At 62.6% G+C, this 26426-nt stretch carries 25 protein-coding genes; 17 read left to right on the forward strand and 8 right to left on the reverse strand.

Annotated elements, in window-relative coordinates; all coding sequences use genetic code 11:
* Window positions 1-7 precede the first annotated feature (7 nt).
* Window positions 8-841, reverse strand: coding sequence for a bifunctional allantoicase/(S)-ureidoglycine aminohydrolase (locus ACR1XV_RS00850; protein WP_480528373.1), 834 nt, complete (start codon window positions 839-841; stop codon window positions 8-10).
* 174 nt (window positions 842-1015) lie between these two features.
* Between ACR1XV_RS00850 and ACR1XV_RS00855 the strand changes: the two genes are divergently transcribed.
* On the forward strand, window positions 1016-1372 hold the full coding sequence (locus ACR1XV_RS00855) for a hypothetical protein (protein ID WP_480528374.1): 357 nt from the start codon (window positions 1016-1018) through the stop codon (window positions 1370-1372).
* Window positions 1373-1375: 3 nt separating this feature from the next.
* Here the strand turns inward: ACR1XV_RS00855 and ACR1XV_RS00860 are convergent, their stop codons facing one another.
* On the reverse strand, window positions 1376-2311 hold the full coding sequence (locus ACR1XV_RS00860; RefSeq protein ID WP_480528375.1) for a 2-hydroxyacid dehydrogenase: 936 nt from the start codon (window positions 2309-2311) through the stop codon (window positions 1376-1378).
* Window positions 2312-2437: 126 nt separating this feature from the next.
* Between ACR1XV_RS00860 and ACR1XV_RS00865 the strand changes: the two genes are divergently transcribed.
* The 4 genes from ACR1XV_RS00865 to ACR1XV_RS00880 all read left to right on the forward strand — a co-directional run bounded on the left by ACR1XV_RS00865 (window position 2438) and on the right by ACR1XV_RS00880 (window position 6103).
* Window positions 2438-3673: an acyl-CoA dehydrogenase family protein gene (locus ACR1XV_RS00865; RefSeq protein WP_480528376.1), complete on the forward strand. Its 1236-nt coding sequence runs from the start codon at window positions 2438-2440 to the stop codon at window positions 3671-3673.
* 15 nt (window positions 3674-3688) lie between these two features.
* Window positions 3689-4489 (forward strand): thioesterase family protein, encoded by an 801-nt coding sequence (locus tag ACR1XV_RS00870; protein ID WP_480528377.1) that lies wholly within the window; start codon window positions 3689-3691, stop codon window positions 4487-4489.
* Window positions 4490-4559: 70 nt separating this feature from the next.
* Complete coding sequence (locus ACR1XV_RS00875; protein WP_480528378.1) at window positions 4560-5207, forward strand: DUF1007 family protein; 648 nt, start codon at window positions 4560-4562, stop codon at window positions 5205-5207.
* On the forward strand, window positions 5192-6103 hold the full coding sequence (locus tag ACR1XV_RS00880) for a nickel/cobalt transporter (protein WP_480528379.1): 912 nt from the start codon (window positions 5192-5194) through the stop codon (window positions 6101-6103). The genes ACR1XV_RS00875 and ACR1XV_RS00880 overlap by 16 nt, the downstream gene beginning before the upstream one ends.
* 2 nt (window positions 6104-6105) lie before the next feature.
* On the opposite strand, the gene truA is transcribed toward ACR1XV_RS00880, so the two are convergent.
* Window positions 6106-6873 (reverse strand): tRNA pseudouridine(38-40) synthase TruA, encoded by a 768-nt coding sequence (gene truA / locus ACR1XV_RS00885; protein ID WP_480528380.1) that lies wholly within the window; start codon window positions 6871-6873, stop codon window positions 6106-6108.
* 110 nt (window positions 6874-6983) lie between these two features.
* Between truA and ACR1XV_RS00890 the strand changes: the two genes are divergently transcribed.
* The 8 genes from ACR1XV_RS00890 (at window position 6984) to ACR1XV_RS00925 (ending at window position 17628) form a co-directional block, all read left to right on the forward strand.
* The gene (locus ACR1XV_RS00890) at window positions 6984-8399 is read left to right on the forward strand and encodes a YcjX family GTP-binding protein (protein WP_480528382.1); all 1416 of its coding nucleotides are present in this window, start codon (window positions 6984-6986) and stop codon (window positions 8397-8399) included.
* The gene (locus ACR1XV_RS00895) at window positions 8396-8851 is read left to right on the forward strand and encodes an N-acetyltransferase family protein (RefSeq protein WP_480528384.1); all 456 of its coding nucleotides are present in this window, start codon (window positions 8396-8398) and stop codon (window positions 8849-8851) included. The genes ACR1XV_RS00890 and ACR1XV_RS00895 overlap by 4 nt, the downstream gene beginning before the upstream one ends.
* Window positions 8844-9833 carry a YcjF family protein gene (locus ACR1XV_RS00900; RefSeq protein WP_480528385.1) on the forward strand — a complete coding sequence of 330 codons (990 nt, stop codon included), beginning with the start codon at window positions 8844-8846 and terminating at the stop codon, window positions 9831-9833. The genes ACR1XV_RS00895 and ACR1XV_RS00900 overlap by 8 nt, the downstream gene beginning before the upstream one ends.
* 54 nt (window positions 9834-9887) lie before the next feature.
* On the forward strand, window positions 9888-10598 hold the full coding sequence (locus ACR1XV_RS00905; RefSeq protein ID WP_480528386.1) for a VIT1/CCC1 transporter family protein: 711 nt from the start codon (window positions 9888-9890) through the stop codon (window positions 10596-10598).
* A 122-nt stretch (window positions 10599-10720) separates the two neighbouring features.
* Complete coding sequence (locus ACR1XV_RS00910) at window positions 10721-13417, forward strand: DUF2339 domain-containing protein (RefSeq protein WP_480528387.1); 2697 nt, start codon at window positions 10721-10723, stop codon at window positions 13415-13417.
* 165 nt (window positions 13418-13582) lie between these two features.
* A complete protein-coding gene (gene ileS, locus ACR1XV_RS00915) occupies window positions 13583-16492 on the forward strand; it encodes an isoleucine--tRNA ligase (protein ID WP_480528388.1) in 2910 nt (969 codons plus the stop codon).
* Window positions 16493-16628: 136 nt separating this feature from the next.
* Entirely contained in the window at window positions 16629-17084 is a 456-nt protein-coding gene (locus ACR1XV_RS00920) for a methylated-DNA--[protein]-cysteine S-methyltransferase (protein ID WP_480528389.1), read from the forward strand.
* 76 nt (window positions 17085-17160) lie between these two features.
* Complete coding sequence (locus tag ACR1XV_RS00925) at window positions 17161-17628, forward strand: hypothetical protein (protein WP_480528390.1); 468 nt, start codon at window positions 17161-17163, stop codon at window positions 17626-17628.
* Here ACR1XV_RS00925 and ACR1XV_RS00930 read toward each other — a convergent pair.
* From ACR1XV_RS00930 to fsa, 4 genes are all read right to left on the reverse strand, one after another.
* On the reverse strand, window positions 17625-18320 hold the full coding sequence (locus ACR1XV_RS00930; RefSeq protein ID WP_480528391.1) for a CDP-alcohol phosphatidyltransferase family protein: 696 nt from the start codon (window positions 18318-18320) through the stop codon (window positions 17625-17627). The two genes, ACR1XV_RS00925 and ACR1XV_RS00930, sit on opposite strands and share 4 nt — an antisense overlap.
* A gap of 63 nt (window positions 18321-18383) precedes the next feature.
* Window positions 18384-19304, reverse strand: a complete 921-nt coding sequence (locus tag ACR1XV_RS00935; RefSeq protein WP_480528393.1) for a tyrosine recombinase XerC — start codon at window positions 19302-19304, stop codon at window positions 18384-18386.
* On the reverse strand, window positions 19301-20008 hold the full coding sequence (locus ACR1XV_RS00940) for a DUF484 family protein (RefSeq protein WP_480528394.1): 708 nt from the start codon (window positions 20006-20008) through the stop codon (window positions 19301-19303). The genes ACR1XV_RS00935 and ACR1XV_RS00940 overlap by 4 nt, the downstream gene beginning before the upstream one ends.
* A gap of 196 nt (window positions 20009-20204) precedes the next feature.
* Window positions 20205-20858, reverse strand: a complete 654-nt coding sequence (gene fsa / locus ACR1XV_RS00945; protein ID WP_480528395.1) for a fructose-6-phosphate aldolase — start codon at window positions 20856-20858, stop codon at window positions 20205-20207.
* Between the two features lie 87 nt (window positions 20859-20945).
* On the opposite strand from fsa, the gene ACR1XV_RS00950 reads away from it, so the two are divergent.
* The 4 genes from ACR1XV_RS00950 (at window position 20946) to ACR1XV_RS00965 (ending at window position 25831) form a co-directional block, all read left to right on the forward strand.
* Window positions 20946-23141 (forward strand): primosomal protein N', encoded by a 2196-nt coding sequence (locus ACR1XV_RS00950; protein WP_480528396.1) that lies wholly within the window; start codon window positions 20946-20948, stop codon window positions 23139-23141.
* Between the two features lie 71 nt (window positions 23142-23212).
* Window positions 23213-24445: an MFS transporter gene (locus ACR1XV_RS00955; protein WP_480528397.1), complete on the forward strand. Its 1233-nt coding sequence runs from the start codon at window positions 23213-23215 to the stop codon at window positions 24443-24445.
* Window positions 24446-24509: 64 nt separating this feature from the next.
* Entirely contained in the window at window positions 24510-25388 is an 879-nt protein-coding gene (locus ACR1XV_RS00960; RefSeq protein ID WP_480528398.1) for a 50S ribosomal protein L11 methyltransferase, read from the forward strand.
* On the forward strand, window positions 25349-25831 hold the full coding sequence (locus ACR1XV_RS00965; protein ID WP_480528399.1) for a hypothetical protein: 483 nt from the start codon (window positions 25349-25351) through the stop codon (window positions 25829-25831). Before ACR1XV_RS00960 ends, ACR1XV_RS00965 begins: the two co-directional genes overlap by 40 nt.
* A gap of 106 nt (window positions 25832-25937) precedes the next feature.
* Here the strand turns inward: ACR1XV_RS00965 and ACR1XV_RS00970 are convergent, their stop codons facing one another.
* Window positions 25938-26150, reverse strand: a complete 213-nt coding sequence (locus ACR1XV_RS00970; RefSeq protein ID WP_480528400.1) for a DUF1127 domain-containing protein — start codon at window positions 26148-26150, stop codon at window positions 25938-25940.
* Window positions 26151-26426 lie beyond the last annotated feature (276 nt).

The raw sequence follows: 26426 nt of genomic DNA on the forward strand, positions 1-26426 counted from the left end.
CCTTGGGTCAGCGGACAGGTGGCGCAAGCGGCATATGACGGTTTACATCTTTATACAGCAGATAGCGAAACCGCCCCGGACCACCGGCATAACAGGCCTGCGGGCAGAAGGCGCGCAGCCACATATAGTCGCCGGCCTCGACCTCGACCCAGTCCTGATTGAGACGATAAACGGCCTTGCCCTCAAGCACATAAAGCCCATGCTCCATCACATGGGTTTCGGCGAAAGGGATCACGCCGCCGGGCTCAAAGGTTACGATGTTGACATGCATGTCGTGGCGCAGGTCTTGCGGGTCGGCAAAGCGGGTGGTGGCCCAGCGCCCCTCGGTTCCCGGCATCGCAATGGGGGCGATATCACGCTCGTTGGTGATGATCGGATCGGGGGCGGGCAGGCCTGGTACTGCCTGATAGGCTTTGCGGACCCAATGGAAGCGAGCAACCGCCTCGGATCGGTTGTGTAGCGTCCAATCGCTGCCCGGCGGGATATAGGCATAGCCGCCGGTTTCCAGATCGTGGGTTGTTTCGCCCAGCGTCAGGCGCACGCCACCGTCCACCACGAAGATCACGCCTTGCGCGCCCGGATCGGTTTCGGGCTGGTTGCTGCCGCCGCCGGGCTGAACCTCCATGATGTACTGTGAGAAGGTCTCGGCAAATCCGCTGAGCGGGCGGGACAGGACCCACAGGCGCGTCCCCTCCCAGAAGGGCAGAAAGCTGGTGACGATGTCGCGCATGGTGCCTTTGGGGATCACCGCATAGGCGTCGGTGAACATGGCGCGGTCGGTCAGAAGCTGTTCCTGCCCCGGATGCCCGCCTTTGGGCGCATAGTAGGTTGGATATGTCATCGGATGCCTCTGGTTCGTCTTGCGTCACTATCCGCCGAATGCGGGCGTCATCCTAGCGGCAGGCTTGCGATAGGTTTGTTCGGGATATTTTGAAGGTGGACGGCAGGGGCTTGGCCGCAGTCGCGCAGAGGTATATCCTTGAGAGCAAATGTATTTCAGTTCAGAGAGGCGCTCATGAAAGCCCGGATTTCTATTGCGATGGCCGCCGTACTGGCCCTCGGCGTCAGCGGGGCCTTACAGGCCAAGCCGATTTCACGAATCATCGCCGAGATGGGGCTGACCCCCGCCGATTTCGAAGTGGTGAACGCCGCGTCCAATGCGTTGCTCAGTGCGGGTGCGCCTTCGGTGGGGCAGCAGCGGGCATGGGTCAATGACGCCACCGGCTCGAACGGGACAGTTCGCATTCAAAGTGTAGAAGGCAACTGTGTGATCCTGCAGCATGTTGTCCAACCCGAGGGTTCCGGCGAAAACCGCGATATCCGGACGCGCCGGTGCAAGACTGCCGATGGCAACTGGTTGCTGGCCCCCTGAGGATCAGTAGCCGAGCTGCCGGTCGACCTCATGCAACAGGGTGGTACCGGATTGCAGCCTGCGGAAATTCTCGGCCACGTCGGATAGCGCATCGCCCAGATGCCAGCCCGAGACATGCGGTGTGATCGTGACGCCCGGATGTTGCCAGAGCGGGCTGTCCGCGGGCAGCGGTTCCTGCCGGGTGACGTCCAGAACGGCATGGGCGGGTGAGCCCTGGTCCAGCGCCGTCATCAGCGCGGTCTCGTCAATCAGGTCGCCGCGACCGGCGTTCAGCAGGTGACTGCCGGGTTTCATCGCCGCCAGCATCGGCGCGTCGAACAGGTTCACCGTTGCAGGGGTTGAAGGCAGGATGGCGCAGACATAGTCGCATTGGCCCAGCATCTGGGGCAGCGCGTCGTCGCCGTGCAGGCAGGTGACGCCGTCGAAGTGTTTGGGGGACCGGCTCCAACCCATCACCTGAAATCCCACCGCGCGCAGCATCTGGGCGGTGCGCCCGCCGATGTGGCCCAGCCCCAGAACGCCGACCACGGTATCGGGGGTGAACAGAGGGGCCTGAGGGGCCCATTCGGCGCGGGCCTGTGCGGCCTCGTATTGCGGCATGTGACGCTGGGCGCGCAGGATGTAGGCCACAAACCACTCGGCAATACCCTGCGCTGGGGCGTCGGGTTTCAGGCGGGCCACGCGGACATGATCCGGCAGGTTCGGATGGCTGACGATGGTTTCGACCCCGGCCCCAAGCTTTTGCACCAGTTGCAGATTGGGCAGCCGCTGCGGAAGGTCGGACCGAAGAGTTGACACCGCGACCATCTTGATCTGGCCAGCATCCCCAATGGTCTCGGGCGTGCGCACATCGGCTGCAGGATCGTGCTTTCGGATTTCGCTGGCTATGTCCTCGTTTGTCAGCCAACCCGAGTGCCCCGTATCCACCAACAACGCCATATGCGCAGCTCCTACGTTCATTTTGTCCAAGTGACGTGCCGTCACGCAACTGGACAGCCCGCGTGCAGCTAAGCCATCCTTTGCGCAAAGGTAAAGGTTGACGCCGGGCTGCTGAGAGGAATTTTCATGACCATGACATTCGGACTGCGCGACGAGAACCGCGCCCTGCTGCAGCGCGTGGCCGACATGATCCGCGATGAGGTCATGCCGCTTGAGGCGGAATATCAGGCTGAGATCAACAAAGGCGATCGCTGGCAATATACCGCGCGTCAGACTGAAATCCTTGAGGGGCTCAAGGCCAAGGCCAAGGCGGCGGGTCTGTGGAACTTCTGGCTGACCGACAGCGACAAGGGCTTTGGTCTCAGCACCGTCGAATACGCCTATTTCGCCGAAGAGATGGGCAAGACCCCGTTGGGGGCCGAGGTGTTCAACTGCTCGGCGCCTGACACCGGCAACATGGAAGTGTTCGAACGCTACGGGTCGGACACCATGAAAGAACAATGGCTGAAGCCGCTGCTCGAAGGTCAGATTCGCTCGGCCTATCTGATGACCGAACCGGATGTGGCCTCGTCCGATGCCACGAACATCTCCATGTCGTGCGTGCGGGATGGGGAGGGCTACGTTCTGAGCGGCGAGAAATGGTGGGCGTCGGGGGCGGGTGATCCGCGCTGCAAGGTGTATATCGTGATGGTCAAGACGGGCGGAGACGATCTGCCCAAGCACCAGCGCCAGTCGATGATCGTGGTGCCCGCGGACACGGCCGGGATCGAGGTGCTGCGCCCGATGGAGGTCTATGGCCATGACGACGCGCCTCATGGGCATATGCACATCCGTTTCACCGACGTCAGGGTTCCGGCGGAAAACATGCTGCTGGGCGAAGGGCGGGGGTTCGAGATTGCGCAGGGTCGCTTGGGGCCGGGGCGCATCCACCATTGTATGCGCGCCATCGGACAGGCCGAAGCTGCGTTGGAGCAGATGTGCAAGCGTTCGCTGCAGCGCGAGGCGTTTGGCAAGAAGCTGGCGCAGCTTGGGGCCAATTACGACATCATAGCCGAATGCAGGATGGAGATCGAAATGGCCCGCCTGCTGTGCCTGAAGGCGGCGTGGTACATGGATCAGGGCGATGCACGGGCGGCGGCCCCGTGGATCAGTCAGATCAAGACCGTGGCCCCTCGGGTGGCGCTGAAAGTGATCGACGAGGCGGTGCAGATGTTCGGCGCGCAGGGGATCAGTCAGGACACCCCGCTGGCGATTGCCTGGACTCATGTGCGCACCCTGCGGCTGGCGGATGGGCCGGATGCGGTGCACCGCCGTCAAATCGCGCGGGCCGAGCTAAAGAAATACACGCAGGAAAAGGTCTGAGGCGACGGAACCGCGATGACAACGGACGTATTGGGGCAGGCCTATTTCCATCAGAACGCTCAAGGCGCATTTGTCGGCAATGATCCCGCGCGCGGACCTTGGTCTGCCGATTACTGCCATGCAGGGCCGGTCAGCGGCCTGATCGTGCGGGCGGCAGAAACCGAGGTCGGCCCCGAGAAGATGCTGACCCGGCTGACGGTCGATCTGCTGCGCCCGCTGCCCTTGGCCGGGCTGCGCGTCGCGGCCGAGACCACGCGCCACACCAAGACGCTCGCCACCACGCGGGTCTCGGTGCATGATCTGGACGATACGCTGTGTGCCACGGCCACGACGATGCATATGGTGCGCAGGGAACTTGGCGATGTGCCCAATATCACTCTGCCAGCGCCACGATTTGAGGATGTGGTCGACGGCCCGTTTCCCATAGGCGAGATGAGGCACGATCTGCCCGGTTTTGCCCATCATTCGCAGATCGCATATCCCACGGGGGGCAATCAGGGCGCTGGTCCCAAGACGGTCTGGATGCGCACACCCCCCTTGCTGGAGGGTGAGGAGCCATCGCCGATTCAGGCGCTCTGCCCGCTTGCGGATTGCGGCAATGGCATTTCGTGGAATGCGCCGACCCGAGAGATGGGGTTCATGAACACTGATCTGACGGTGCAAATCCACCGTGAGCCGGTCTCAGACTGGCTTGCCTCGGATTCGATTTCGCACTGGCAGCCCTCGGGGATCGGCATGTCCCAGTCGGTGCTGTTTGATACGCAAGGACCCGTGGGAACGGCGCTGCAGACGCTGGTTCTGTTCCCGCCGGGCTAGAGCGGCAGGTTTCTGCACGTTCGCGTGCAATTGGATTGCCGATACTCGCCGCGCATCCTATCTTCGCGTCATGCGCTGGATTGCCCCTTTGCTTACCTGCTGCCTGCCGCTTCCGGCTCTGACCCACCCGCATGTCTTCATCGACACCGGGTTGGAGTTCATTGTCGACGATGCAGGCAACCTGACCCATGTCCGTGTGACCTGGGCGTATGACGAGTTCTACTCGCTGCTGGTTCTGGAGGACATGCGTCTGGATCAGGACGGCGACGGTGTTCTGACCGCCTCCGAGAAACAGTTTCTAAGCGGCTTCGATGCCCAATGGGTCGAAGGGTATAACGGCGATCTGGTCATTCGCATGGGCGATACGGTGGTCCCCCTCTCTGGCCCGTTGGAGCCACAGGCCACGACCGAGGACGCGCGCATCGTGACCACCCATCTGCGCGCGGTCGAGGGCGCACCGATCCCGGCCAACGCCCTGTCGGTCAAAGCCTTTGATGAAAGCTTTTACACCGCCTATGAGGTGACCCGCCCCGTGACCGTTTCGGGGCCCGCTGTCTGTCAGATCGAACGGAGCGATCCGGATATTGACGCAGAACTGGCGCAGATGCAGGCCTTTCTGCGGACGCTGGACGCGGATTATGACCTTGAGGAAAACGATATCCCTCTGGTTGGTGAGAAATTTGCAACCGAGATCAGGCTTTCATGTCCCGGTACCTGATCGTTCCCGTCGCCATTGCCTGTGGTTTGCTGCTGTGGTTCTGGGGCAGCGGCGGGTTTGACCATCTGGCCGCATGGGCGGCCGGCGAGCAACGAGAATTCCAAAACCAGATCGCCCGGTCCCTGCGCGCCGCCCGCGCCCAACAGCCCGAGGCCATCGCGACCCTGCTGACCGTCTGTTTCGCCTATGGGTTCTTCCACGCCATCGGCCCCGGCCATGGCAAGGTTCTGATCGGCGGCTACGGTCTGGGCCGCCGCGTCGCGTTCTGGCGCTTGTCTGCGATCAGCGTCCTGTCCAGCCTCGGGCAGGCCGTGACTGCGGTTGTGCTGGTCTATGCGGGGGTTCTGGTGTTCCAGATGTCGCGCGAGGCGTTGGTGGGCACGACCGAACAGGTCATGGCCCCGATCAGCTATGGTGCGATTGCGGCCATCGGCCTTTGGCTGATCTTTCGCGCGCTGCGCAGCTTCGCGCGGCGTCACAAAGGCCAGACGTCGCATACACATCACCACCATGATCATGACCACGGAACCTGCGCGAATTGTGGCCACCGGCACGGCCCGACCGCCGAAGAGGCCGCTCAGGTGGGCAGTCTGCGCGAGGCGCTGATCCTGATCGCAGGCATCGCCGCACGCCCCTGCACCGGGGCGTTGTTCGTCCTGATCCTGACTTGGCAGATGGGCATCGCCATGGTCGGCATCGCCGGAGCCTTCGCCATGGCGCTGGGCACGGCAACCGTGACAACACTGGTCGGTTGGACGTCCTTTGGCCTGCGCGGTGGATTGTTGGCCTCGGCTTCGGCCACGCGCTTTGCCTCGGTACTGGCCCCGACCATCGAACTTGTCGCCGGCCTCATCATTGCGGTGATCGCAAGCGGCCTGTTGCTGCGGGCGGTGTGACTTTAGCCAAACACCGGTTCAGGATACCCGACCCGCGCCAGATAGAGCCCCTGCGGCGGGCAGACCGGCCCGCAGGCCGCGCGGTTGGCCGCCTCAAGCGCGTCTCGCACATCCTCTGGCGTCCATGCCCCGGCACCGACGCGTTCTAACGTGCCGACAAAGCTGCGCACCTGATTGTGCAGGAACGACCGGGCGCGAACGTGGAAATGGATCTCGGGGCCCGAGAAGCCCTGAACCTGTTCCACCCGCAGCTCATCCAGCGTTTTGACCGGGCTGGCGGCCTGACAGATGGACGACCGGAAAGTGGTGAAATCATGCCGCCCGATCAGCATATCGGCCCCGGCCTGCATCGCCGCGACATCGAGCCTATGATTGATCTGCCAGACCTGCCCCCGATCATGGGTCGCAGGCGCGCGGCGCATCAGGATGCGAAACAGATACTGCCGCTCCAACGCGGAAAAGCGGGCGTGCCAATCGTCATCGACCCGCGCGGCCTGCACGATGGCAACGGGCTGCGGCTTGAGGTGATAGTTCAACGCCTCGGACAGGCGGAACGGGTCCCAGTCTTTGACCAGATCGCAATGCGCCACTTGCCCAAGCGCGTGCACGCCCGCATCGGTGCGACCGGCGGCGGCGATGGTATGGTCTCCGGGTTCGATCCGCGACAGCGCAGCCTCGATCGCGCCCTGAACCGAGGGCAACTCTTTCTGCCGTTGCCACCCGGCGAACGGTTCCCCTTGGTATTCGACTTTCAGCGCGTATCTGGGCATGCGCCGCTGGTAGCGCGCCTTGAACGGGCGGGCAAGAGGGGGGCGAAAGCTCTGGCATGTCTTGCGACCGCTACCTATCTTGGGAAAAAAGATAAAAGCGGGGCGACAGCTTGGTCATCTCATCCTTGGCAGACAGTCTGGTGCGCGGGGTCGAATCCGTGGGCGACCGCGTGTCCGAGACGTTCTTCGAGCCGGTCATCCGGCTGGGCGTCACCGGACTTGCGCGGTCGGGCAAGACCGTGTTCATCACGTCTCTGGTCGCCAACCTGCTGGACCGGGGGCGTATGACCGGATTGGCGGCGCAGCAGGAGGGGCGGATCACCGCCTGCTATCTGCAGCCGCAGCCCGACGACACCGTGCCCCGGTTTGATTTTGAATCCCATCTGTCGGCGCTGACCGGCCCCACACCGCGCTGGCCGGACAGTACGCGCGCCGTGTCCGAGCTGCGCCTTTCCTTCAAGGTGCAGCCTGCGGGCTTGCTGTCAGGGCTACAGGGCCCGCGCACGCTGCATCTGGATATCGTGGACTATCCCGGTGAATGGCTGCTGGATCTGGCCTTGCTGGACAAGTCTTATGACGATTGGTCGCGGGACACGCTCGAACATATTGCGAAGCGTCCAGAGGCCGAGGCGTTTCTGGCTCAGACGCGGTCGACTGATCCAACCACCGCGCATGATGAACCTCTGGCCCAGACCCTCGCCCGCAGCTTCACCGCCTACCTGAACGCCGCGCGTGAGGCCGGGTTCTACGACTGCACCCCCGGTCGGTTCCTGCTGCCCGGCGATCTGGCGGGGTCTCCCGTCTTGACCTTTGCGCCGTTAGCCCTGTCCGAGGCATCGCGTCGCCGCTCGCTGCACCGCGAGATGGAGCGGCGATACGAGGCTTATAAATCCCAAGTGGTCAAACCCTTCTTCCGCGACCACTTTGCCCGGATTGACCGGCAAATCGTTCTGGTCGATGCGCTGGGTGCGATCCACAAAGGCCCGCAAGCGGTCGAGGATATGCGCCGTGCGATGGTTGATATTCTGTCGGCCTTCCGCCCGGGCCGCAACGCGTGGCTGAACAGGCTGCTGCTGGGCAAACGGGTCGAGCGTATCCTGTTTGCCGCCACCAAGGCCGACCACCTGCACCACCGGCAGCACCCGCGCCTGACCGCGATCATCGAGGTGCTGACCCGCGACGCCCGTGATCGGGCCAGCTTTGCGGGGGCAGAAACGGCGGCCCTGTCGCTGGCCTCGCTGCGAACCTCCACCGAAGAGATGCGCAGCCATAACGGGGTCGATTTGCCCTGCGTGCGCGGCACTTTGCTGGACAGCGGCAAACAGGCGGCCTTTTATCCCGGCGAGCTGCCAGAGGACCCCGCCCATTTGCTGAGCCCTGCGCGCAACGGGGCAGACGGTTGGCTGGGCGAGGATTATGGTAACATGGCGTTCGCACCGGCACATCTGACGCTGAACCCCGGCGACGGCCCTCCGCATATTCGGCTGGATCGGGCCGCGCAGTTTCTGATCGGGGACCGGCTGTGACAGTGATCCTTCGCCCTGCACGCAGCACCGATGCCGGAACCACGGGCGCTATTCTGCATGGGTTTGCGCGCGAGAACGACTGGATGCCGGAATTGCACACCCAGGCTGAAACCATCGCGTTTTGTGGCCGGATGATCGATCTCGGCTGGGTGACGGTTGCCGAGATGCAGGGTCAGGTGGCCGGATTTCTGGCGCTGAACGGGGACGAGGTGCACTCGCTCTATCTGGCTGCCCCGGCGCGCGGGCAGGGGATCGGGCGGCATTTGCTGGATCATGCCAAAGGGCGGCGGTCCGAGCTGAGCCTGTTTGCGTTTCAGGCCAATCACCCCGCCTGCCGGTTCTATGAACGCAACGGCTTTGTCGAGGTCGCGCGCGGCGACGGGTCCGGGAATGACGAAAACCTGCCGGATATCAAATATGTCTGGACACGCGAGGAGGCGGTCGATGGCTAAAGGCCCCGTGCTGATTGATCTGGAAAACGACGCGCCCGCAGCCGACGTGTCGACCGCGCCGCCCGTGCCCGACATTGCACCGCCGCAAGGGCAGGCGATGCAGGCGGCGGTTCGGTTCGCGGCCCGCAAACCCTCGGCTCTGTCGCGCTGGTTCTGGGGGTTGGCGCTGGCAGTTGTGGGGGCGGTGGTCTCGGTTGCGGCGTGGGATTTCGCGATATCTCTGCTAGAGCGTGCACCCATTCTGGGATGGATTGTCACCGGTCTGATCGCCGCGCTGTTGCTGGTCGTGCTGATCATTGCGCTGCGCGAACTGGCCGCGATCAGCCGTCTGTCCCGTGTCGACGGCTTGCGCCGTGCCGCTGACGCGGCTTTGGCGGATGAGGACCTGTCACAGGCCCGCACCGTTACAAACCGCCTGATCACCTTCTATCAGGGGCGCGATGAAACCCGCTGGGGCCGCGACCGCCTAAAAGAACGGATGGGCGAACAATTCGACGCCTCGACGCTTCTTACTCTGGCAGAAGACGAACTTCTGGCCCCGCTGGACGCTGCCGCCAGCCGCGAGGTCGAGGCAGCAGCCCGGCAGGTCGCGACGGTGACGGCTCTGGTCCCGCTGGCGCTGGCGGATGTCGCGACGGCGCTGGCAAGCTCGCTGCGGATGATCCGGCGCATTGCGGAAATCTACGGCGGACGCGCGGGTTTTCTGGGCAGTTGGCGACTGACCCGGGCTGTGTTCGTGCATCTGGTCGCCACCGGAGCTGTGGCTGTCGGGGACGATCTGCTGGAACCCATTCTGGGCGGCTCGGTCCTTAGCAAACTGTCGCGCCGCTTTGGCGAGGGGCTGGTGAATGGCGCGCTCACTGCCCGGGTCGGTGTTGCCGCGATGGAGGTCTGCCGACCCCTGCCGTTTTCGAAACGCCACAAACCCTCGACCCGGGGCATGATCAAACGCGCGCTCAGCGGGCTGTTTTCCAAGACTTGATCTGGCGCAAAGCCCGCGCTGGAGCGGTCCTGCATAAACAGGACGGAGCCAGCCATGACCGATCACGGCCACAGCCAGCAGGAGATATCCGCCCGGATCAATGCCCCGCCAGGGCGCGGTGTTCTGCGCGATGTGGTCTATGGCGGCATCGACGGCTCGGTCACGACCTTCGCGATCGTCGCCGGGGTGGCCGGGGCAGGTCTGTCTCCCTTCATCATCGTGGCGCTGGGGCTGGCCAATGTGCTGGCCGACGGGTTTTCGATGGCGGCTGGCAATTATTCCGGCACTAAGGCTGAACTGGACAACATCCACCGTATCCGCGCCATCGAAGAGAGGCATATTCGCCTGTATCCGGACGGTGAGCGCGACGAAGTGCGCGAAATCCTTGCCCAAAAGGGCCTGTCGGGCAACGTTCTGGACGAGGCGACGGATGAGATCACCTCGAACCACGACAACTGGATCGACCTGATGATCGAGGGCGAATACGGGTTGGGCAGCGTCGATCCGCACCCGTTGAAGGCTGCGCTAGCGACGTTTTTTGCCTTTCTGGTTGCCGGAATGATCCCGTTGCTGCCGTTCCTGTTGTCGATGGAGAATGCGTTCACCCTGTCGGCCTGGATGACCGCAGGTGTGTTCTTCGCCATCGGCGCGATGAAAAGCCGCTGGTCTCTGGCGCCGTGGTGGCGCTCGGGCGGAGAAACCCTGCTGATCGGAGGTGCCGCGGCGGCCATCGCCTATTGGGTCGGGTCTCTATTCCATCCCTGATGAACCGTCCCAAACCCCATTGAGAACGATCCCGGCAACACACGATATCCATCTGGATTTCCAGACTGTTAACCTGCGCTTGAGGGGCGTATTTTCAACCCATCACTGTCCGGAGGTTTCGGTTGGAATCCTTGCTTGTCCTCGTCGGCCTCATTGTGCTGGCCATTCCCGTCTCGATCGTTGTGTTGCTGATCGGCCAGTCCCGGCTGCGCAAGCGGGTTGAACAGCTTGAGCGTCAGCTGGCGGGACAATCGTCCGAGACCCCGGCCGAGGTTTCTCCGCCAGCCGCCCCGACTGTTCCCGAGCGTCGCCCGGCGCCGTGGACCAAACCGTCAACGCCCGTGGATGACGAGCCGAAAGACGATCCTTTGTCCGAACCCGCGGCCGATCCCCCCGCCGCCATCGTCGTGCGCGAGGATCGGTTCGCCGCGCTGGCCGCGTGGCTGCGCGAAAACTGGTTTTATGCGGTCTCTGCGCTGTCGCTGGCTCTGGCGGGGATTTTTCTGGTGCAATACGGGGTCGAAAACGGCTTGCTGCCGCCGACCGCTCGGGTGCTTGCGGCGCTGGGATTTGGTGCGGCGCTGATCGTTGCCGGAGAAATCGTGCGCCGCCGGTTTGGCGATGACGAAGACGCGGCCACGGCCTATTTACCCTCGGTCTTCTCGGGGGCGGGGCTGGTGACCCTGTTCGGGGCCATTCTGGCAGCGCGGCAGCTATACGGCCTGATCGGCCCTGAGGCGGCTCTGATCGGCATGGCTCTGGTGGCCCTGTTTGGACTGGTTCTGGGCTGGTTCCACGGCCCGCTTTTGGCGGCGGTGGGCCTGATAGGAGCCTTCGCTGCTCCGTTCGTCGTGGGTGGGTCCTCGGACGATCCGACGTGGCTTTACGGCTATTTCTTCGTGATCGCGGTACTGGGGCTGGGCATCGACACGGTTCGGCGCTGGGCGTGGATTTCCGTCTTGGCTCTTGTCGGAGCTTACAGCGCAGCGTTTCTGCTGGTGCTGTCCTCGCCGCTGACCGAGCCCGCGTATCTGACCTGCATCACGGCCTTCGCGCTGATCGCCATCGCGATCCCGGTGCGGCGTATCTGGCCCGATCATTCCGGCCCGATGATCACGCAAATGATCCGCCGGAAGAAAGGCGATCCGTGGCCCGAGTTTCCGACCCGGCTGGCCTTTGCAGCCGTTGCGGCCAGTTCGGTGATCCTGTCGATTCACTGGGCGGATTCGACAAGCGAGTTTTGGCTGGGCGTTGCGCTGCTGGCCGGGCTGACGCTGGCGCTTATCATCTGGGCGAAGGACGCGCAGGCGCTGCAGGATGTGGCGGTGATGCCTGCGCTGGGCCTGATCTGGTTCGTACTGGTGCACGGGTTGGACTATGGCGCGGCGGTGCGCGCCTTCGCAGACACCTACGCTGAAACGGCCGAGGCGGATTTCCCCATGATCGTCACGATGCTGGTGGCGCTGGGCGCACTGATCTCGCTGCTTGCTGCGTGGCGCGCGTTTCAAGGCGGGCGCTATGGCGTGGTCTGGGCCGGTGCCTCGGCCCTGTTCGCGCCGCTGATGGCCATCGCGCTTGAGGTCGGCTGGCGCCCGGCAGAGGTGATCGGGGCCTACCCTTGGGCGCTGCATGCTGTGGCACTTGGGGCGATGATGGTGGTTCTGGCTGAACGGTTTGCGCGAGTGGATGGCGACGACCGGATGCGGCCCTCGCTCGCCACTCTGTCGGCGCTGGCATGTCTCAGCTTTGCTTGCATCATCGTGCTCAGTTCGGCGGCCCTGACCGTGGCTTTGACTGTGATGATCGTCGTGGCCGCCGCGCTGGATCGGCGCTTTGATCTGCCACCGATGAGCTGGTTCATTTGGGCCGGAGTGTTCACCGTAACCGTTCGGCTGGTTCTGGATCCGGGCTTGGACTGGGCCAATGACGCGCCTCTGGCCGAGATGGTGCTGGTCTATGCCGCTGCCGTGATTGGATTCGTCGCGGGCTGGATGCTTCTGAAACCGCTGACTCGCCCCATCGCCACGCTGCTCTTGGAAAGTGCTGCGTGGGCGACGGCGGGCATCCTGCTGTCGTTGCTGTTGCTGCGGTGGCTTGAAGGGTTCGGCGAAGGCGGGGCCAGGGACAGCCATTGGGGTCTGGGCCTTTTGGCGGTCATCTGGCTGCTGCTGGCCTATGCGCAGGTTCAGCGGTTTGAACTCGGCGGCAAGCTGAACTATGCGCGCTATCTGCTGGCCGGCTTCTTCGCGGCACACGGTATTGCCCGGCTGGCGCAGGCCCTGTCCGAGGCCAACCCGCTGATCAATCCGCTCACCGACCCGGTACTGGGGCCGCCGGTCGTGAACACGCTTGCGGTGGCCTATCTTCTGCCTGCATTGGCCATCGGATTCTCGGCCTGGCGCATCGGTGCGATGCCGGTCTTGCTGCGGCGGATCAGTTATGCAGCCGCCGCAGCGCTGGCCGCTGTCTGGCTGGGTCTGGCGATCCGGCATGTCTGGCAGGGCGCGGGCGGGATGTTCGAAGGCAACGGCGTCACCCAACCCGAGCTTTACACATATACCCTTACCCTTTTGGTCATCGGGGCCGTGCTGTTCTACCAGTCGCTAGCGCGTCGGTCCGATCTGATGCGCAAGGTCGGACTAGCGGTGATCGGGCTGGCGGTGGCCAAGGTGTTTCTGATCGACATTGCGGGTCTGGGCGGGCTGATCCGGGTATTCTCGCTGTTGGCCTTGGGGCTGGCATTGGCGGGCCTGGCGTGGCTCAACCGCTGGGCCAAGCTGCGCCATTTGCCGCAAGGGTCGGAACCTCTGGACCATTAGGCGTGGCCGTCTTATAAGCGCGGCCATGCATGACCGTTTGGCCATCATTATTCGAATTATATCCCCGGCGCTCTGATACCACGAGACGCCGGGCAAAGGTGCTTGAGATATCGCACTGACCGCTTCGATCCACATGACGACAAGACCATCCTGAGGACGCCCCCAATGTGCGCCGAGACACCTGACTACAAAGACACTCTGAACCTGCCCAAAACCGATTTCCCCATGCGCGCGGGCCTGCCCAAGCGCGAACCTGCATGGCTGGAGCGCTGGGAAAAGATCGGCGTCTATGACCGCCTGCGCGAGAAAGAGGGCCGGACGCCGTTTACCCTGCATGACGGCCCCCCGTATGCGAACGGCCACCTGCATATCGGCCACGCGCTGAACAAGACGATCAAGGACATGATCGTACGCTCCCACCAGATGATGGGCCATGACGCACGCTATGTGCCCGGCTGGGACTGCCACGGTCTGCCGATCGAATGGAAGATCGAGGAACAGTACCGCAAGAAGGGCAAGAACAAGGACGAGGTGAACATCGTCGACTTCCGTCAGGAATGCCGCAAGTTTGCCGAGGGCTGGATCGACATCCAGCGCGAGGAATTCAAGCGTCTAGGCATCACCGGCAACTGGCCCGATCCCTATATCACCATGGACTATCACGCTGAGGCGGTGATTGCCGACGAGTTCATGAAGTTCCTGATGAACGGGACTTTGTATCAGGGCTCCAAGCCCGTGATGTGGTCGCCCATCGAGAAGACGGCTCTGGCCGAGGCCGAGGTCGAGTATCACGACAAGGAAAGCTTTACCATCTGGGTGAAGTTCAAGGTGGTTAACACTGGTGATGTGACACTGGACAACGCTTACGTGGTGATCTGGACAACCACGCCGTGGACCATGCCGTCGAACAAAGCGGTGGTCTATGGCGAAGACATTTCCTATGGCCTCTATGAGGTAACAGGCCGCCCCGAGGAATGCTGGGCTCGGATTGGCGAGCGTTATCTGCTGGCCGATGATCGCGCGGCGGATGTGTTTGCGCGGGCGCGGCTGGATGATTCCATGTATCGACGCCTGTGCGATGTCACGCAGGAGGATCTGGCTAAGATCCAGTTGACCCACCCGCTGGCCGGTGCCGAAGGTGGCAATGGTGAATGGGACGATATCCGTGATTTCCGCGCGGCTGACTTTGTGACCGATACCGAAGGCACCGGCTTCGTTCACTGTGCGCCCTCGCACGGGATGGAGGAATTCGAACTTTATCGCGATCTGGGCATGTTGGAGCAGGTCATCACTTATAACGTGATGGACGATGGCTCGTTCCGCGCCGATCTGCCTTTCTTTGGCGGCAAGTACATCCTGTCTCGGAAGGGTGGCGAGGGCGACGCAAACAAGGCGGTCATCGACAAGCTGGCCGAGGTCGGCGGGCTGCTGGCGCGGGGCAAGATCAAGCACAGCTATCCGCATTCGTGGCGATCCAAGGCGCCGATCATCTATCGTAACACGCCGCAATGGTTTGCATCCGTGGACCGCAAGCTGGACGATGGCATGGGCGAGATGGGGGATACCATCCGCGAACGTGCCCTGCGCTCAATCGATGAGCTGGTGACATGGACGCCGCAGACGGGCCGCAACCGCCTGTATTCGATGATCGAAGCACGCCCGGATTGGGTTCTGTCCCGCCAGCGTGCATGGGGTGTGCCGCTGACGTGTTTCACCAAGAAAGGTGCTCTGCCCACCGACGCGGATTACCTGCTGCGCAATGAGGAACTGAACGCGCGCATCAAGGCCGCGTTCGAGAAAGACGGCGCGGATATCTGGTACGCCGACGGGTTCAAAGAGAAAATCCTCGACGGTATCGTTAACCCCGATGACTACGACCAGGTGTTCGACGTGCTGGATGTGTGGTTCGACTCCGGTTCGACGCACGCTTTTGTTCTGCGGGACCGTGAGGACGGGACTGAGGACGGGATCGCCGATGTCTACATGGAGGGCACCGACCAGCATCGCGGGTGGTTCCATTCGTCCATGCTGCAGGCCTGTGGCACCAAGGGGCGGGCACCCTATCGGAACGTAGTGACCCATGGCTTTACGCTGGATGCCAAGGGCAACAAGATGTCCAAATCGCTGGGCAACACCATCGTGCCGGAAGAGGTCGTCAAGCAATACGGCGCCGATATTCTGCGCCTTTGGGTGGCTCAGACCGACTATACCGCCGACCAGCGGATCGGGCCTGAAATCCTGAAGGGCACCGCTGACAGCTATCGCCGTCTGCGTAACACTATGCGGTTCATGCTGGGCTCGCTGGCCGACTTCACCGAGGAAGACCGGGTTGCGCCCGAGGATATGCCGCGTCTGGAACGTTGGGTCCTCAGCCGTCTGGCCGAATTGGATGAACAGGTGCGCAAAGGCTATGCCTCGTTCGATTTCCAAGGCGTGTTCAGCGCCGTGTTCACTTTTGCCACGGTCGATCTGTCGTCGTTCTACTTCGACGTCCGCAAGGATGCGCTCTATTGCGATGGTGATAGCCTGCGCCGTCGCGCGGCGCGTACCGTGTTGGATATCCTGTTCCACCGCCTGACCACATGGCTGGCTCCGGTTTTGGTCTTCACCATGGAAGAGGTCTGGCTTGAGCGGTTCCCCGGCGATGACAGTTCGGTGCATCTGGTGGACTTCCCTGAGACGCCCGCCGATTGGCGGGATGTCGATCTGGAAGCGAATATGGCCAAGGTCCGGCGCGTCCGCCGTGCCGTGACGGCTGCGCTGGAGCTGCAGCGGCAGGACAAGGTCATCGGCTCCAGCCTGGAGGCCGCACCCATCGTTTATGTTGAAGATGCGGAAACCCGTGACCTGCTCGCAACGTTTGACGTGGATGATCTGTGCATCACGTCAGGTCTAACGGTCACCGGTGATCCGGCTCCGGCCGAAGCGTTCCGCGTGCCCGAGATTGAGGGGATCGGTGTGGTTTTCGAGAAAGCCGAAGGTGCGAAATGTCAACGCTGCTGGAAAATCCTGCCGGATGTTGGGCGCCACGCGCATGATGCTGTGTGCGGGCGCTGTGATGAAGCGTTGAGCTGATCTGGCATCGGAGCGCGTGTGGCAGGGCTTTTTGCGAGGCTCTGCCTCGCGCTCCGGGATATTTTTTGGCCAGATGAAGGACGGATCGTCAGGATTCGGGTTGCAGGGGCTGTGAAGCATCTGCCACCTTACTTCCATGCCTATGATCGCGGTGGATACGCAGTTCGGACGTCTTGGCCTCGAGGAACATGAGGGTGCCATTACCCGTCTGGTCTGGAATGGTCGGGATGAGGGGCGTGCGACGGCTTTGTTGCGCGAGGCGGCGGCACAGGTGGCGGCCTATGACGCGGGGCGGCTGCAGCGGTTCGATCTGCCATATCGCGTTGCGGGGTCGGCGTTTCAGCAACAGGTCTGCGATATCATGTTCGCCATCCCCTTTGGCGACACGTTGACTTATGGGGATATCGCGAAGCAGTTGGGTCAGCCCGCGCAGCCGGTCGGGCAAGCCTGCGGTGCAAATCCGATCCCTGTGATCATTCCGTGCCATCGGGTGTTGTCTGCCACGGGCCTTGGCGGGTTCTCTGGCGAGGGCGGGGTCGAAACGAAAGTGGCCTTGCTGCGCCATGAAGGAGCCGCTGGCCTGTTGATCTGATCTGCAAATAGCTGTTGCAATCGGCCGGGCGCAGCCCCAACCTATACAAAATACAGAATTTGAAGGACCAGATTGCATGACCGGTCAGACCGCCTCCGCCGCCCGCAAGAAAACTATCATTGATCGTCTGATGTCTTTGGAAGAACAGGAACTGGCCACCGCCCAGGCGCACTACGATGCGTTCCTGAGGGATTCTCAGCTGGATGACCGGGAAGGGCATGACAAGGACGATATCGCTGCGTCGCGCGAAAATGCCGATCTGGCAGCAGCGTTCGACGCGCCCGTGCAGGCGCATCACGCCAAAATAGATGTGATCGAGAACACCGATTTCGGCCTGACCGACACCGTGCAGCCCGGTGCAGTGATCAGATTCAACAATCGCCGCTTTGTGGTATGTGTCTCGACCTCGCGGTTTGAGGTGGACGGTGAGACCTATATGGGCATTTCAACCCAAAGCCCCATCTATCTGGCGATGGCCGGTCTGCAGGAGGGGGATGTCTTCACCCATAACGGGACCGAGTTCGAGGTCGAAGAAGTTCTTTAGGCCCGGCGCGGTGGGATCATCTGCTGCGCGATACCGGCGGAGACCAGATAGAGGCTGGTGACGACCAGCCCCCAATGGGCCCAGCTTTCGGGGTGGAAATCCACCCAGGCGGCCCATCCGGCGAAGAACGTCCAGGCGAAGGCCACCGGCAGCGACAATGTGCGCCAGCGTTCGGTGCGAACCGGGTGGATGAATCTGAGCGGCAGGAACATCGCCAGCGACAGCAACGTGACCAGCAGCAGGATGACCCAGAAATTGGGCTCGAGCGCGAAGATCACGATCACGAACATATTCCAGCAGCCGGGGAAGCCCGAGAATGAATTGTCCTTTGTTTTCATCCGCGTATCTGCGAAATACATGGCGCTGGCAAAGGTGATGACGATGATGGCGAACCAGCCGGTCCAGCCGTCCATCAGGCCCGATTTGAACAGGGCGAAGGCGGGAATGAACACATAGGTCAGATAGTCGATGATCAGGTCCAGCAGCACGCCATCGAACTCGGGGGCGTTGTGCTTGACGTGATAATGCCGCGCCAGTGGCCCGTCGATGCCGTCGACCACGAATGAGACGACCAGCCAGAGATACATCAGGCTCCACTTTCCCTCGACGGCGGCCAGCATGGCCAGCATCGCAAAGACAGCGCCCGTGGCGGTGAAGAGATGAACGGAAAGAGCTTTGAACCGGAGTGTCATGGGCGTGTCATGGCCCAAGCGCGCCCCAGATGCAAAGCAAAAAGCGGGAACAGCGCATTTGCCTCAGGCCTTTGGGTGGGCGCGGTTGTAAACCTCCATCAACCGGGCGGTATCGACGGCGGTGTAGGCTTGTGTGGTGGACAGCGACGCGTGGCCCAGCAGCTCTTGAATGGCGCGCAGATCGCCTCCGGCGGACAGCAGATGGGTGGCAAAGCTGTGGCGCATGGCGTGCGGCGTTGCGGTCGCGGGCAGGCCAAGCTGCATGCGGGCCTTGGCGACAACGCCTTGGATGATGCCGGGGTTCAGCGCACCGCCGCGCGCGCCCCGAAACAGCGCGGCGTTGGGCGATTGTGGGTGGGGGCAGAGTTTCACATAACGATCCACCGCCAGACGGGCGGCGGGCAGCACAGGGACGACCCGTTCTTTGCCGCCCTTGCCCACGATACGCAGAGAGGCGGGCAGGGGTGCGTCGTTACCGGTGAGCGACAGCGCCTCGGAGATGCGGAGGCCGCAGCCATAGAGCAGCGTCACGACGGCCACGTCCCGGGCGGCGATCCAGTCTGAGGCTGATTGCATCTCGACCGTGTCGATCATGGCGCGGGCGGCGTCTTCGGCCAGCGGGCGGGGGAGTTTCTTGGTGAACTTGGGCGCGCGAGTGGATAGGACGGCGGTGGGTTCGAACCCTTCGCGCTCGGCGAGCCAGCGGTAGAAGGTCTTGACCGCCGAGAGCTTGCGGGCCAGCGACCGCGCGCCCACGTCCGAATTGCGTTGATCGGCCATCCACGCGCGCATGTCCGAAATGGTGATACGTTCCAGCGCGGCCAGCCCCTGCCGTTCGCTGTGGTGCAGGGTCATGAACGACAGGAACTCGGTCACGTCGCTGCGATAAGCGTTCAGGGTGTTCTCAGACCGGCCCGCGAGTGCTCTCAGACTGTCCAGCCAGTGCTGTAGTGCGTCGCGACAGGCCGGAGAGATCAGGCTCACGACAGCCAGTGGCGCATCGACCGTTCGAAGACGCCCGCGAAGAAGGCCAGAAGGTCGGTGCCCAGCTGCGGGGTGAAATGTCGCGGATCGCGGGCCCCCATGACGATCATGCCGGGCAGGCGGCCCGCGCCGAGGTCCAGCTTGAGGCAGGCTTCGGACCGCAGGTCACCGGCTTGCGTGCCATAGACCTGAGGGTCGGTGCGGTTGATTTCGCGCAGGGTGACCTCGCGCGCGGAACCGCTGCGGTTGGTGCTGAGGTAGTTGTCGATGAAACCGGGCTCGACAACGGTTAGAACGCCGCCCAACTGGCTGACGGCGGGGTCATCCTGAACCACGGTCGTTTCAAGCACCAGCGTGATGTGATCGACGCGCAGAATCTCGGCCACGTCATTGCCGAGGGCGCGCAGGAAGTCCTCGAACACGGTGGGTTCCAGCAGGCGCAGAATGGCGCGGTGCACCTGATTGGTGCCTGCGAGGTTTTCATAGGCAGCCGCGATGACCGAGCGGTGGGTGTCTTCCAGCCGGTCCAGCCGTTGTTCCAGCCGCTGCATGGCGATGCCGCGCAGGTCGATCACGTTGTCGCCGCGGGCCTGTTCGTTGGCGGCCACAAGGGCCTGCATCAGGTCCTTGTCATCCAGCACGGCGTCTGGCTCGGCCAGAATCGCGGCGCGCAGGTTGTCTTTTAGCTTGGGGTCGCTGCTCATGTCCCGTCCGGTCGTTTTTTGTTTTGCGGGCTTATACCACGGGTTGACCGATTTGCCTTGGGAAAAATGCACGTGAAAGGCGAATTTCGCCCGTGATGTGGCAGGGCGCTCCCGCTGGTCGTGCGTTGATCAAAGATCAACTTTGCCCGTTGGGCCGGGCGCGGTGCCTGTCGGCACCGCGCGGCAGCGTCAGGGATCAGAGGATTTTCTGACCGGTTTTGGCCCAGTCAGCGAGGAAGGTTTCCAGACCTTTGTCGGTCAGCGGGTGATCGGCAAGCTTCTTGATGACGCCCGGAGGTGCGGTGATCACGTCAGCGCCGATGCGGGCGCTGTCGGTCACGTGGTTCACGGTGCGGATCGAGGCGGCGAGGATTTCGGTCTCGAACCCGTAATTGTCATAGACCTGACGGATATCGGCGATCAGGTCCATGCCGTCGAGGTTGATATCGTCCAGACGGCCGATGAAGGGCGAGATGAAGGTCGCGCCCGCCTTGGCGGCCAGAATCGCCTGATTGGTCGAGAAGCACAGGGTCACGTTGACCATCTGGCCTTCGTCGCTGAGTGTTTTGCAGGTTTTCAGGCCGGCCCATGTCAGCGGCACCTTCACGGCGATGTTCGGTGCGATCTTGGCCAGCTTGCGGCCTTCGGCGATCATGTCGTCGGCTTCGGTCGCGACAACCTCGGCGGATACGGGGCCGTCGACCAGATCGCAGATTTCCTTGGTGACTTCCAGAATGTCGCGGCCTGATTTCAGGATCAGCGAGGGGTTGGTGGTGACGCCGTCCACCATGCCCAGATCGTTCAGTTCGGCGATGGCGTCGATCTCGGCTGTGTCTACGAAGAATTTCATGAGGGCAGTCCTTTGATGGGTTGGCCTTGGTCGCGGATGCCTTTACCCCAATAACACCGATGCTGAAACCCCCAGTTAGGAGATGCGGTGAGCGCGCAGGAGTATTTCGATCAGGGTGAGCTGGTGGCTGTTCTGACCACTCAGCCTCTGGACCGGACGCTGGATTACAAAGCGCCCGAAGGCGGGTGTTTTCTGGGTGCGTTTGTTGAGGTGCCGCTGGGCCCGCGCAAGGTTCTGGGTGTGGTCTGGGGGCCGGGGCAGGGTGGTTTCGATCTAGCCAAGGCACGGTCGGTGATCCGGGTGCTTGAGGTCGCGCCGATGCGGGAAGAGATGCGGGTGTTTCTGGGCAAGGTGGCCGACTACACGCTGACGCCGATGCCTGCGATGCTGCGTTTGGCGACCCGCGCGCCGGGGCTGGGTGACCCGCCGTCGATGCGCAAGGTTTACCGGTTGGGTGAGGCTCAGCCGGATCGCATGACCGATGCGCGGACGCGGGTGCTGGAGGTCTTGCGTGACTATGGCGGGTTGGCTTTCACGCTGAAAGAACTGGCCGAGCAGGCCGGGGTGACGTCCTCGGTGGTCAAAGGCTTGGTCAAACAAGGCGCGGTGCGGGAAGAGGACAGCCCGCGCGATTTGCCCTATCCGCGTCTGGACCCCGATCTGCCGGGGAAAGCGCTAACCGAAGATCAGGCGGCTGCGGTTGCGCGGCTACAGGCCGGGCAGCGGACGGGCGACTATGGCACGACGCTGTTGAAAGGCGTGACGGGCTCGGGCAAAACCGAGGTCTATCTGGAAGCCGTAGCAGAAGCCCTGCGCATGGGGCGGCAGGCGCTGGTTCTGCTGCCCGAGATTGCGCTGACGGCCGAGTTCCTGACGCGGGTCGAGGCGCGGTTCGGTGCGCGCCCGGCGGAATGGCACTCGGGCGCGACCATGACCGAGCGCCGCCGGGTTTGGCGTATGGTCGGCCAGGGGGATGCGCAACTGGTCGTTGGGGCTCGGTCGGCGCTGTTCCTGCCGTTCCGTCATCTGGGGCTTGTGGTGGTCGATGAGGAACACGACAGCTCATACAAGCAAGAAGATGGCGTGCATTACAGCGCCCGTGACATGGCCGTGTTGCGTTCCGCGATCTGCGGCGCGCGGGTGGTGTTGGCCAGCGCAACGCCCTCGCTGGAAAGCTGGGCCAATGCCGAGGCGGGCAAGTATGAGCGGCTCGATCTGACGGCCCGGTTCGGCGCGGCGGTGCTGCCCGAGATGAAGCCCATCGACATGCGCGCCGAGCAGATGCAGCCGGGGACGTGGATCTCTCCGTCTTTGCGTCAGGCGGTGCGGCAGCGGATCGAACGCGGGGAACAATCGCTGCTGTTCATCAACCGCCGCGGCTATGCGCCGGTGACGCTGTGCCGGGCCTGCGGCGAACAGATCGCCTGCGATCATTGCGATGCGCGGATGGTCGAGCACCGGTTTCTCAAACGCCTGATGTGCCACCAATGCGGCGAGACCAAGCCGATGCCCGAGGCCTGCCCCTCGTGCAAGGTCGAGGGCAAGCTGGCCCCCGTCGGGCCCGGGATCGAACGGTTGGCGGAAGAGGCCGAGGCGACCTTTCCCGAGGCCAAGATTGCGATGCTCAGCTCTGACCTGTTCGGCTCGACCCGGGCGCTGAAAGCCAAGATCGAGGAAATTGCCGAGGGCGACGCGGATATCGTCATCGGCACGCAATTGGTGGCCAAGGGGCACAACTTTCCCAAGCTGACGCTGGTCGGCGTGATCGATGCCGATCTCAGCCTGCACGGGTCCGACCTGCGCGCTGCCGAGCGGACATTTCAGCTGATGCGGCAAGTCGCGGGTCGCGCGGGGCGGGCCGATAAGCCGGGGCAGGCGCTGCTGCAGACGTTCCAGCCCGAGCATCCTGTGATCTGCGCGATTCTGTCGGGTGACGAGGAAGGGTTCTGGAAAGCCGAGGCCGCCGCGCGGCAGGCGGCGGGTGTGCCGCCCTATGGCCGCATGGCCGGGATCGTTCTGTCCGGCCCCGAGGTTGCGCCCGTCTTTGATATCGGCAACGCCATGGCGCGAAACGATGCGCCTTTGCGCGCGGTGGATGCACAGGTGTTCGGACCAGCACCCGCACCGATTGCGCGTATCCGAGGGCGGCATCGGGTGCGCCTGCTTGTCAAAGCCCCTAAAGGCGCGCCGATACAGGACGCCATCGCCCGCTGGATTGCTCCGCTGCGCCTGAAGGGCGACATACGCCTGACCGTCGATATCGATCCGCAAAGCTTCTACTGACCTGTGCACAGACTTTGTGCGGGCGCTGCTTGCCCCTCGTCAATCCGGCGAAATGGGCGTAGAGGGGACGAATGCTGCACCCCATGCCCCTGTCCGAGGCGAAAGGCCTTCCGTTCTGGCGCCGCCCGATGACGCTGTTGTTTGTGATGGCTCTGACCATGCCCATCGCCTTTAACGCGTGGAGCGCGCTGCTGAACAATTTTGTCATCGAGGCCGCCAATTTCGACGGCGCCGACATTGGCCTGCTGCATACCGTGCGCGAGATTCCGGGTTTTCTGGCCATCGGCGTGATCGCCGTGATCCTTTTTGTCCGGGAACAGGTTCTGGCGATGATCTCGCTGCTGATGCTGGGCCTGGCGACGGCGGTGACGGCTTGGTTTCCCAGCCTGGGCGGTTTGCTGTTCGTGACGCTGATCAGCTCGATCGGCTTTCATTACTACGAAACGGTCAACCAATCGCTGCAGTTGCAATGGCTGCCCAAGGACCGCGCGCCTCAGATGCTGGGGTGGATGGTGGCGGCGGGGTCAGCCTCGACCATGGTGGTATATGGGCTGATTGTCTTGACATGGGACCGGTTTGATCTGTCTTACAACACTGTTTTCATGGCCGCAGGCGGATTGACGGCGCTGCTGGCGCTGTTCTGCCTTCTGGCCTATCCGCAATTCGACGCCCCCACGCCGCAGACCAAAAAACTGATCCTGCGCCGCCGCTACTGGCTGTATTACGCGCTGCAGTTCATGGCCGGTGCGCGGCGGCAGATATTCATCGTCTTTGCGGGCTTCATGATGGTCGAGAAATTCGGGTTCGAGGTGCATGAACTCACCAGCCTCTACCTGATCAACCTGATGATCAACATGATGGCCGCGCCGATGCTGGGCAAGGCGGTGTCGATGTTTGGCGAACGCCGCACGCTGATCTTCGAATACACCGGGCTTGCCATCGTGTTTGCAGCTTATGGCGGCATCTACTGGTTTGGCTGGGGCGTTCTGCTGGCGGCGATCCTTTATGTGATCGACCATGTGCTGTTCGCGCTGGCGCTGGCATTGAAGACCTATTTCCAGAAAATCGCCGATCCGGCGGATATCGCACCCACCGCCGCCGTGGCCTTTACCATCAACCATATCGCCGCCGTGTTCCTACCCGCGCTGCTGGGGCTGTTGTGGGTGGTGTCTCCGGGTGCGGTGTTCGGTCTGGCGGCTGCGATGGCGCTGATTTCGCTGGCCCTGTCGCTGCTGATCCCGCGTCACCCGGCGCCGGGCAACGAAACGATCCTGTCGAAATACGCCCCGGCCCCCGCCGAATAAGTGCGCTTGACGTTGTCGCCCCACCGCCCTAGGCGCAGGGGCACGTTGCAGACAGGAGGCCCCCATGCCCACATTCACCGCCCTCACCACCCTGACCGGCAAGAAAGCCGCCGAAGGCCTGGGCGAAGCGATGGAGCGTCTGATCCCCGAACCCACCGGCGTCGGCGTGTTCGAGGTCGAAGACGGCTCGGGCCTGTGGGAAGTGGGCGGCTATTTCACCGAGGCCCCTGATGACACCGCTCTGGCTGTTCTTGCGGCTGCGTTCGACGCCAAGCCCTTTGTGGTCTCGGAACTGCCCGAAACCGATTGGGTCGCCCATGTGCGGCGCGAACTGGCCCCGGTCGAGGCCGGGCGGTTCTTTGTCTATGGCAGCCACGACGCCGACAAGCTGCCCGAGGGCCGCATCCCCCTGTTGATCGAGGCCGCGATGGCCTTTGGCACCGGCCATCACGGCACGACGCTGGGTTGTTTGAAGGCGCTGGACGCCCTGCTGGATCAGGGGTTCGAGGCGCGCAAAGTGGCCGATATCGGTTGCGGTACCGCCGTTCTGGCCATGGCTGCCGCGCGGGTCTGGGACGGTGACATCATCGCCAGCGACATTGATCAGGTCGCCGTGGATGTGGCCGAGGCCAATCTGAAGGCCAATGGCATGTCCGGCGCGGTGCGCTGTGTTGAGGCTGCTGGTTTCGATCATCCCGACCTGCAGGCCCATGCGCCTTATGATCTGATCTTTGCCAATATCCTGAAAGGACCGCTGGTGGCTCTGGCCCCCGAGATTGCAGCGAATCTGCGCAATGGAGGGCAGGCGATCCTGTCGGGAATCCTCAACGAGCAGGCCGATGATGTGATCTCGGTTTATCTACAAAACGGGTTCAATCTGGCGCGCAGGGACGAGATTGGCGAATGGACGACGCTAATCTTAAGCAATCAGGGCGGAAATTAGGCCATTTACAGGAGTTTTGTGGATTTTCGCCACGCTTTTGTCGCAATCTCTACCTACCGTTACTGGATGCAATCGGGGGGCGGTTTTCGGAGGCTGCCATGACTGGAAAACAACTGGAATTCGATCAGCGCGTCACGCGTCTGAACAAAAAACACCAGAAACTTAGCCGGGGCTATCGGGCCACGATGCGCTCGGATGGGCTGGTGGTGATGAAACCTCAGCGTGTTCGGTCGGCTATCCCGGCCAAGGTCTTGTTGCTGTGCCTGCTTGGCTTTTTCGGCTTCAAGGCTTTCTTGCTGTCACATCTCGGCCCTTCGGCCTATGAGACGCGCGTTGACAGTTTGAACCAGGGGACCCCTGTCGAACAGGCTGGCGCCTGGATCATGCAAGCCGATCCGGTGACTGCGTTTTTTGCGACGCAACTGAACAAGGTTTTGTTCTAAGGGCCAACGTCCGTTACCAATAAAAACACCGTATGCCTATCAGCATACGGTGTTTTTCTTTGCCCCTCAGGGACGCGAGGGGGCATGTGAGTGGTGGTCGAAACCCTTAGCGGCGCGTTTCAGCAACGGCGTCAATATCGCCGCGGCACAGGCCGATGTCATCCAGTTCGCGGTCTGTCAGACCGTTCAGCACGTCACGCGTGGCGCGGGCGTCGTTCCATTCGACGACGGCATTGACGACCGAGGCGAATGCGGCACCGATACGGCCAACAAGGCCGAACGAGCCGGTGGTGATTTGGGTGGTGTCCAGCGAAGCCATATCCTGTTCCTTCTGGTTTGCGTTAAAATCTGATCTTGCGATCTGACGGGCATCTAGAGATGGGTATTGCCTCTTACAAGCGCAGAAATTGCATGTGTCCTATGCGTTTTTTGCAAAGCTCCGGATTGCTGAAAAACCCTTAAATCATTGGTGAAATTCGGCTTAGGAAAGCGTCGAAAACGGGACGGCTGCTGTCGCAAACAGACCGCGATGCTGCGTGTGCGACATGGATGTCGCGTTTCACCCATGCGCCGATTTCCTTGGAAAATGTTCACG

It is taken from the genome of Ruegeria sp. AD2(2025) (assembly GCF_056542385.1).

Excerpts from the sequence above, each read along its gene's own strand:
- ACR1XV_RS00850 (WP_480528373.1), bottom strand. The coding sequence starts at position 841 with ATGACATATCCAACCTACTATGCGCCCAAAGGCGGGCATCCGGGGCAG.
- ACR1XV_RS00855 (WP_480528374.1), top strand. The coding sequence starts at position 1,016 with ATGAAAGCCCGGATTTCTATTGCGATGGCCGCCGTACTGGCCCTCGGC.
- ACR1XV_RS00860 (WP_480528375.1), bottom strand. The coding sequence starts at position 2,311 with ATGGCGTTGTTGGTGGATACGGGGCACTCGGGTTGGCTGACAAACGAG.
- ACR1XV_RS00865 (WP_480528376.1), top strand. The coding sequence starts at position 2,438 with ATGACCATGACATTCGGACTGCGCGACGAGAACCGCGCCCTGCTGCAG.
- ACR1XV_RS00870 (WP_480528377.1), top strand. The coding sequence starts at position 3,689 with ATGACAACGGACGTATTGGGGCAGGCCTATTTCCATCAGAACGCTCAA.
- ACR1XV_RS00875 (WP_480528378.1), top strand. The coding sequence starts at position 4,560 with ATGCGCTGGATTGCCCCTTTGCTTACCTGCTGCCTGCCGCTTCCGGCT.
- ACR1XV_RS00880 (WP_480528379.1), top strand. The coding sequence starts at position 5,192 with ATGTCCCGGTACCTGATCGTTCCCGTCGCCATTGCCTGTGGTTTGCTG.
- truA (WP_480528380.1), bottom strand. The coding sequence starts at position 6,873 with ATGCCCAGATACGCGCTGAAAGTCGAATACCAAGGGGAACCGTTCGCC.
- ACR1XV_RS00900 (WP_480528385.1), top strand. The coding sequence starts at position 8,844 with ATGGCTAAAGGCCCCGTGCTGATTGATCTGGAAAACGACGCGCCCGCA.
- ACR1XV_RS00905 (WP_480528386.1), top strand. The coding sequence starts at position 9,888 with ATGACCGATCACGGCCACAGCCAGCAGGAGATATCCGCCCGGATCAAT.
- ileS (WP_480528388.1), top strand. The coding sequence starts at position 13,583 with ATGTGCGCCGAGACACCTGACTACAAAGACACTCTGAACCTGCCCAAA.
- ACR1XV_RS00920 (WP_480528389.1), top strand. The coding sequence starts at position 16,629 with ATGCCTATGATCGCGGTGGATACGCAGTTCGGACGTCTTGGCCTCGAG.
- ACR1XV_RS00925 (WP_480528390.1), top strand. The coding sequence starts at position 17,161 with ATGACCGGTCAGACCGCCTCCGCCGCCCGCAAGAAAACTATCATTGAT.
- ACR1XV_RS00930 (WP_480528391.1), bottom strand. The coding sequence starts at position 18,320 with ATGACACTCCGGTTCAAAGCTCTTTCCGTTCATCTCTTCACCGCCACG.
- ACR1XV_RS00940 (WP_480528394.1), bottom strand. The coding sequence starts at position 20,008 with ATGAGCAGCGACCCCAAGCTAAAAGACAACCTGCGCGCCGCGATTCTG.
- fsa (WP_480528395.1), bottom strand. The coding sequence starts at position 20,858 with ATGAAATTCTTCGTAGACACAGCCGAGATCGACGCCATCGCCGAACTG.
- ACR1XV_RS00955 (WP_480528397.1), top strand. The coding sequence starts at position 23,213 with ATGCTGCACCCCATGCCCCTGTCCGAGGCGAAAGGCCTTCCGTTCTGG.
- ACR1XV_RS00960 (WP_480528398.1), top strand. The coding sequence starts at position 24,510 with ATGCCCACATTCACCGCCCTCACCACCCTGACCGGCAAGAAAGCCGCC.
- ACR1XV_RS00965 (WP_480528399.1), top strand. The coding sequence starts at position 25,349 with ATGGACGACGCTAATCTTAAGCAATCAGGGCGGAAATTAGGCCATTTA.
- ACR1XV_RS00970 (WP_480528400.1), bottom strand. The coding sequence starts at position 26,150 with ATGGCTTCGCTGGACACCACCCAAATCACCACCGGCTCGTTCGGCCTT.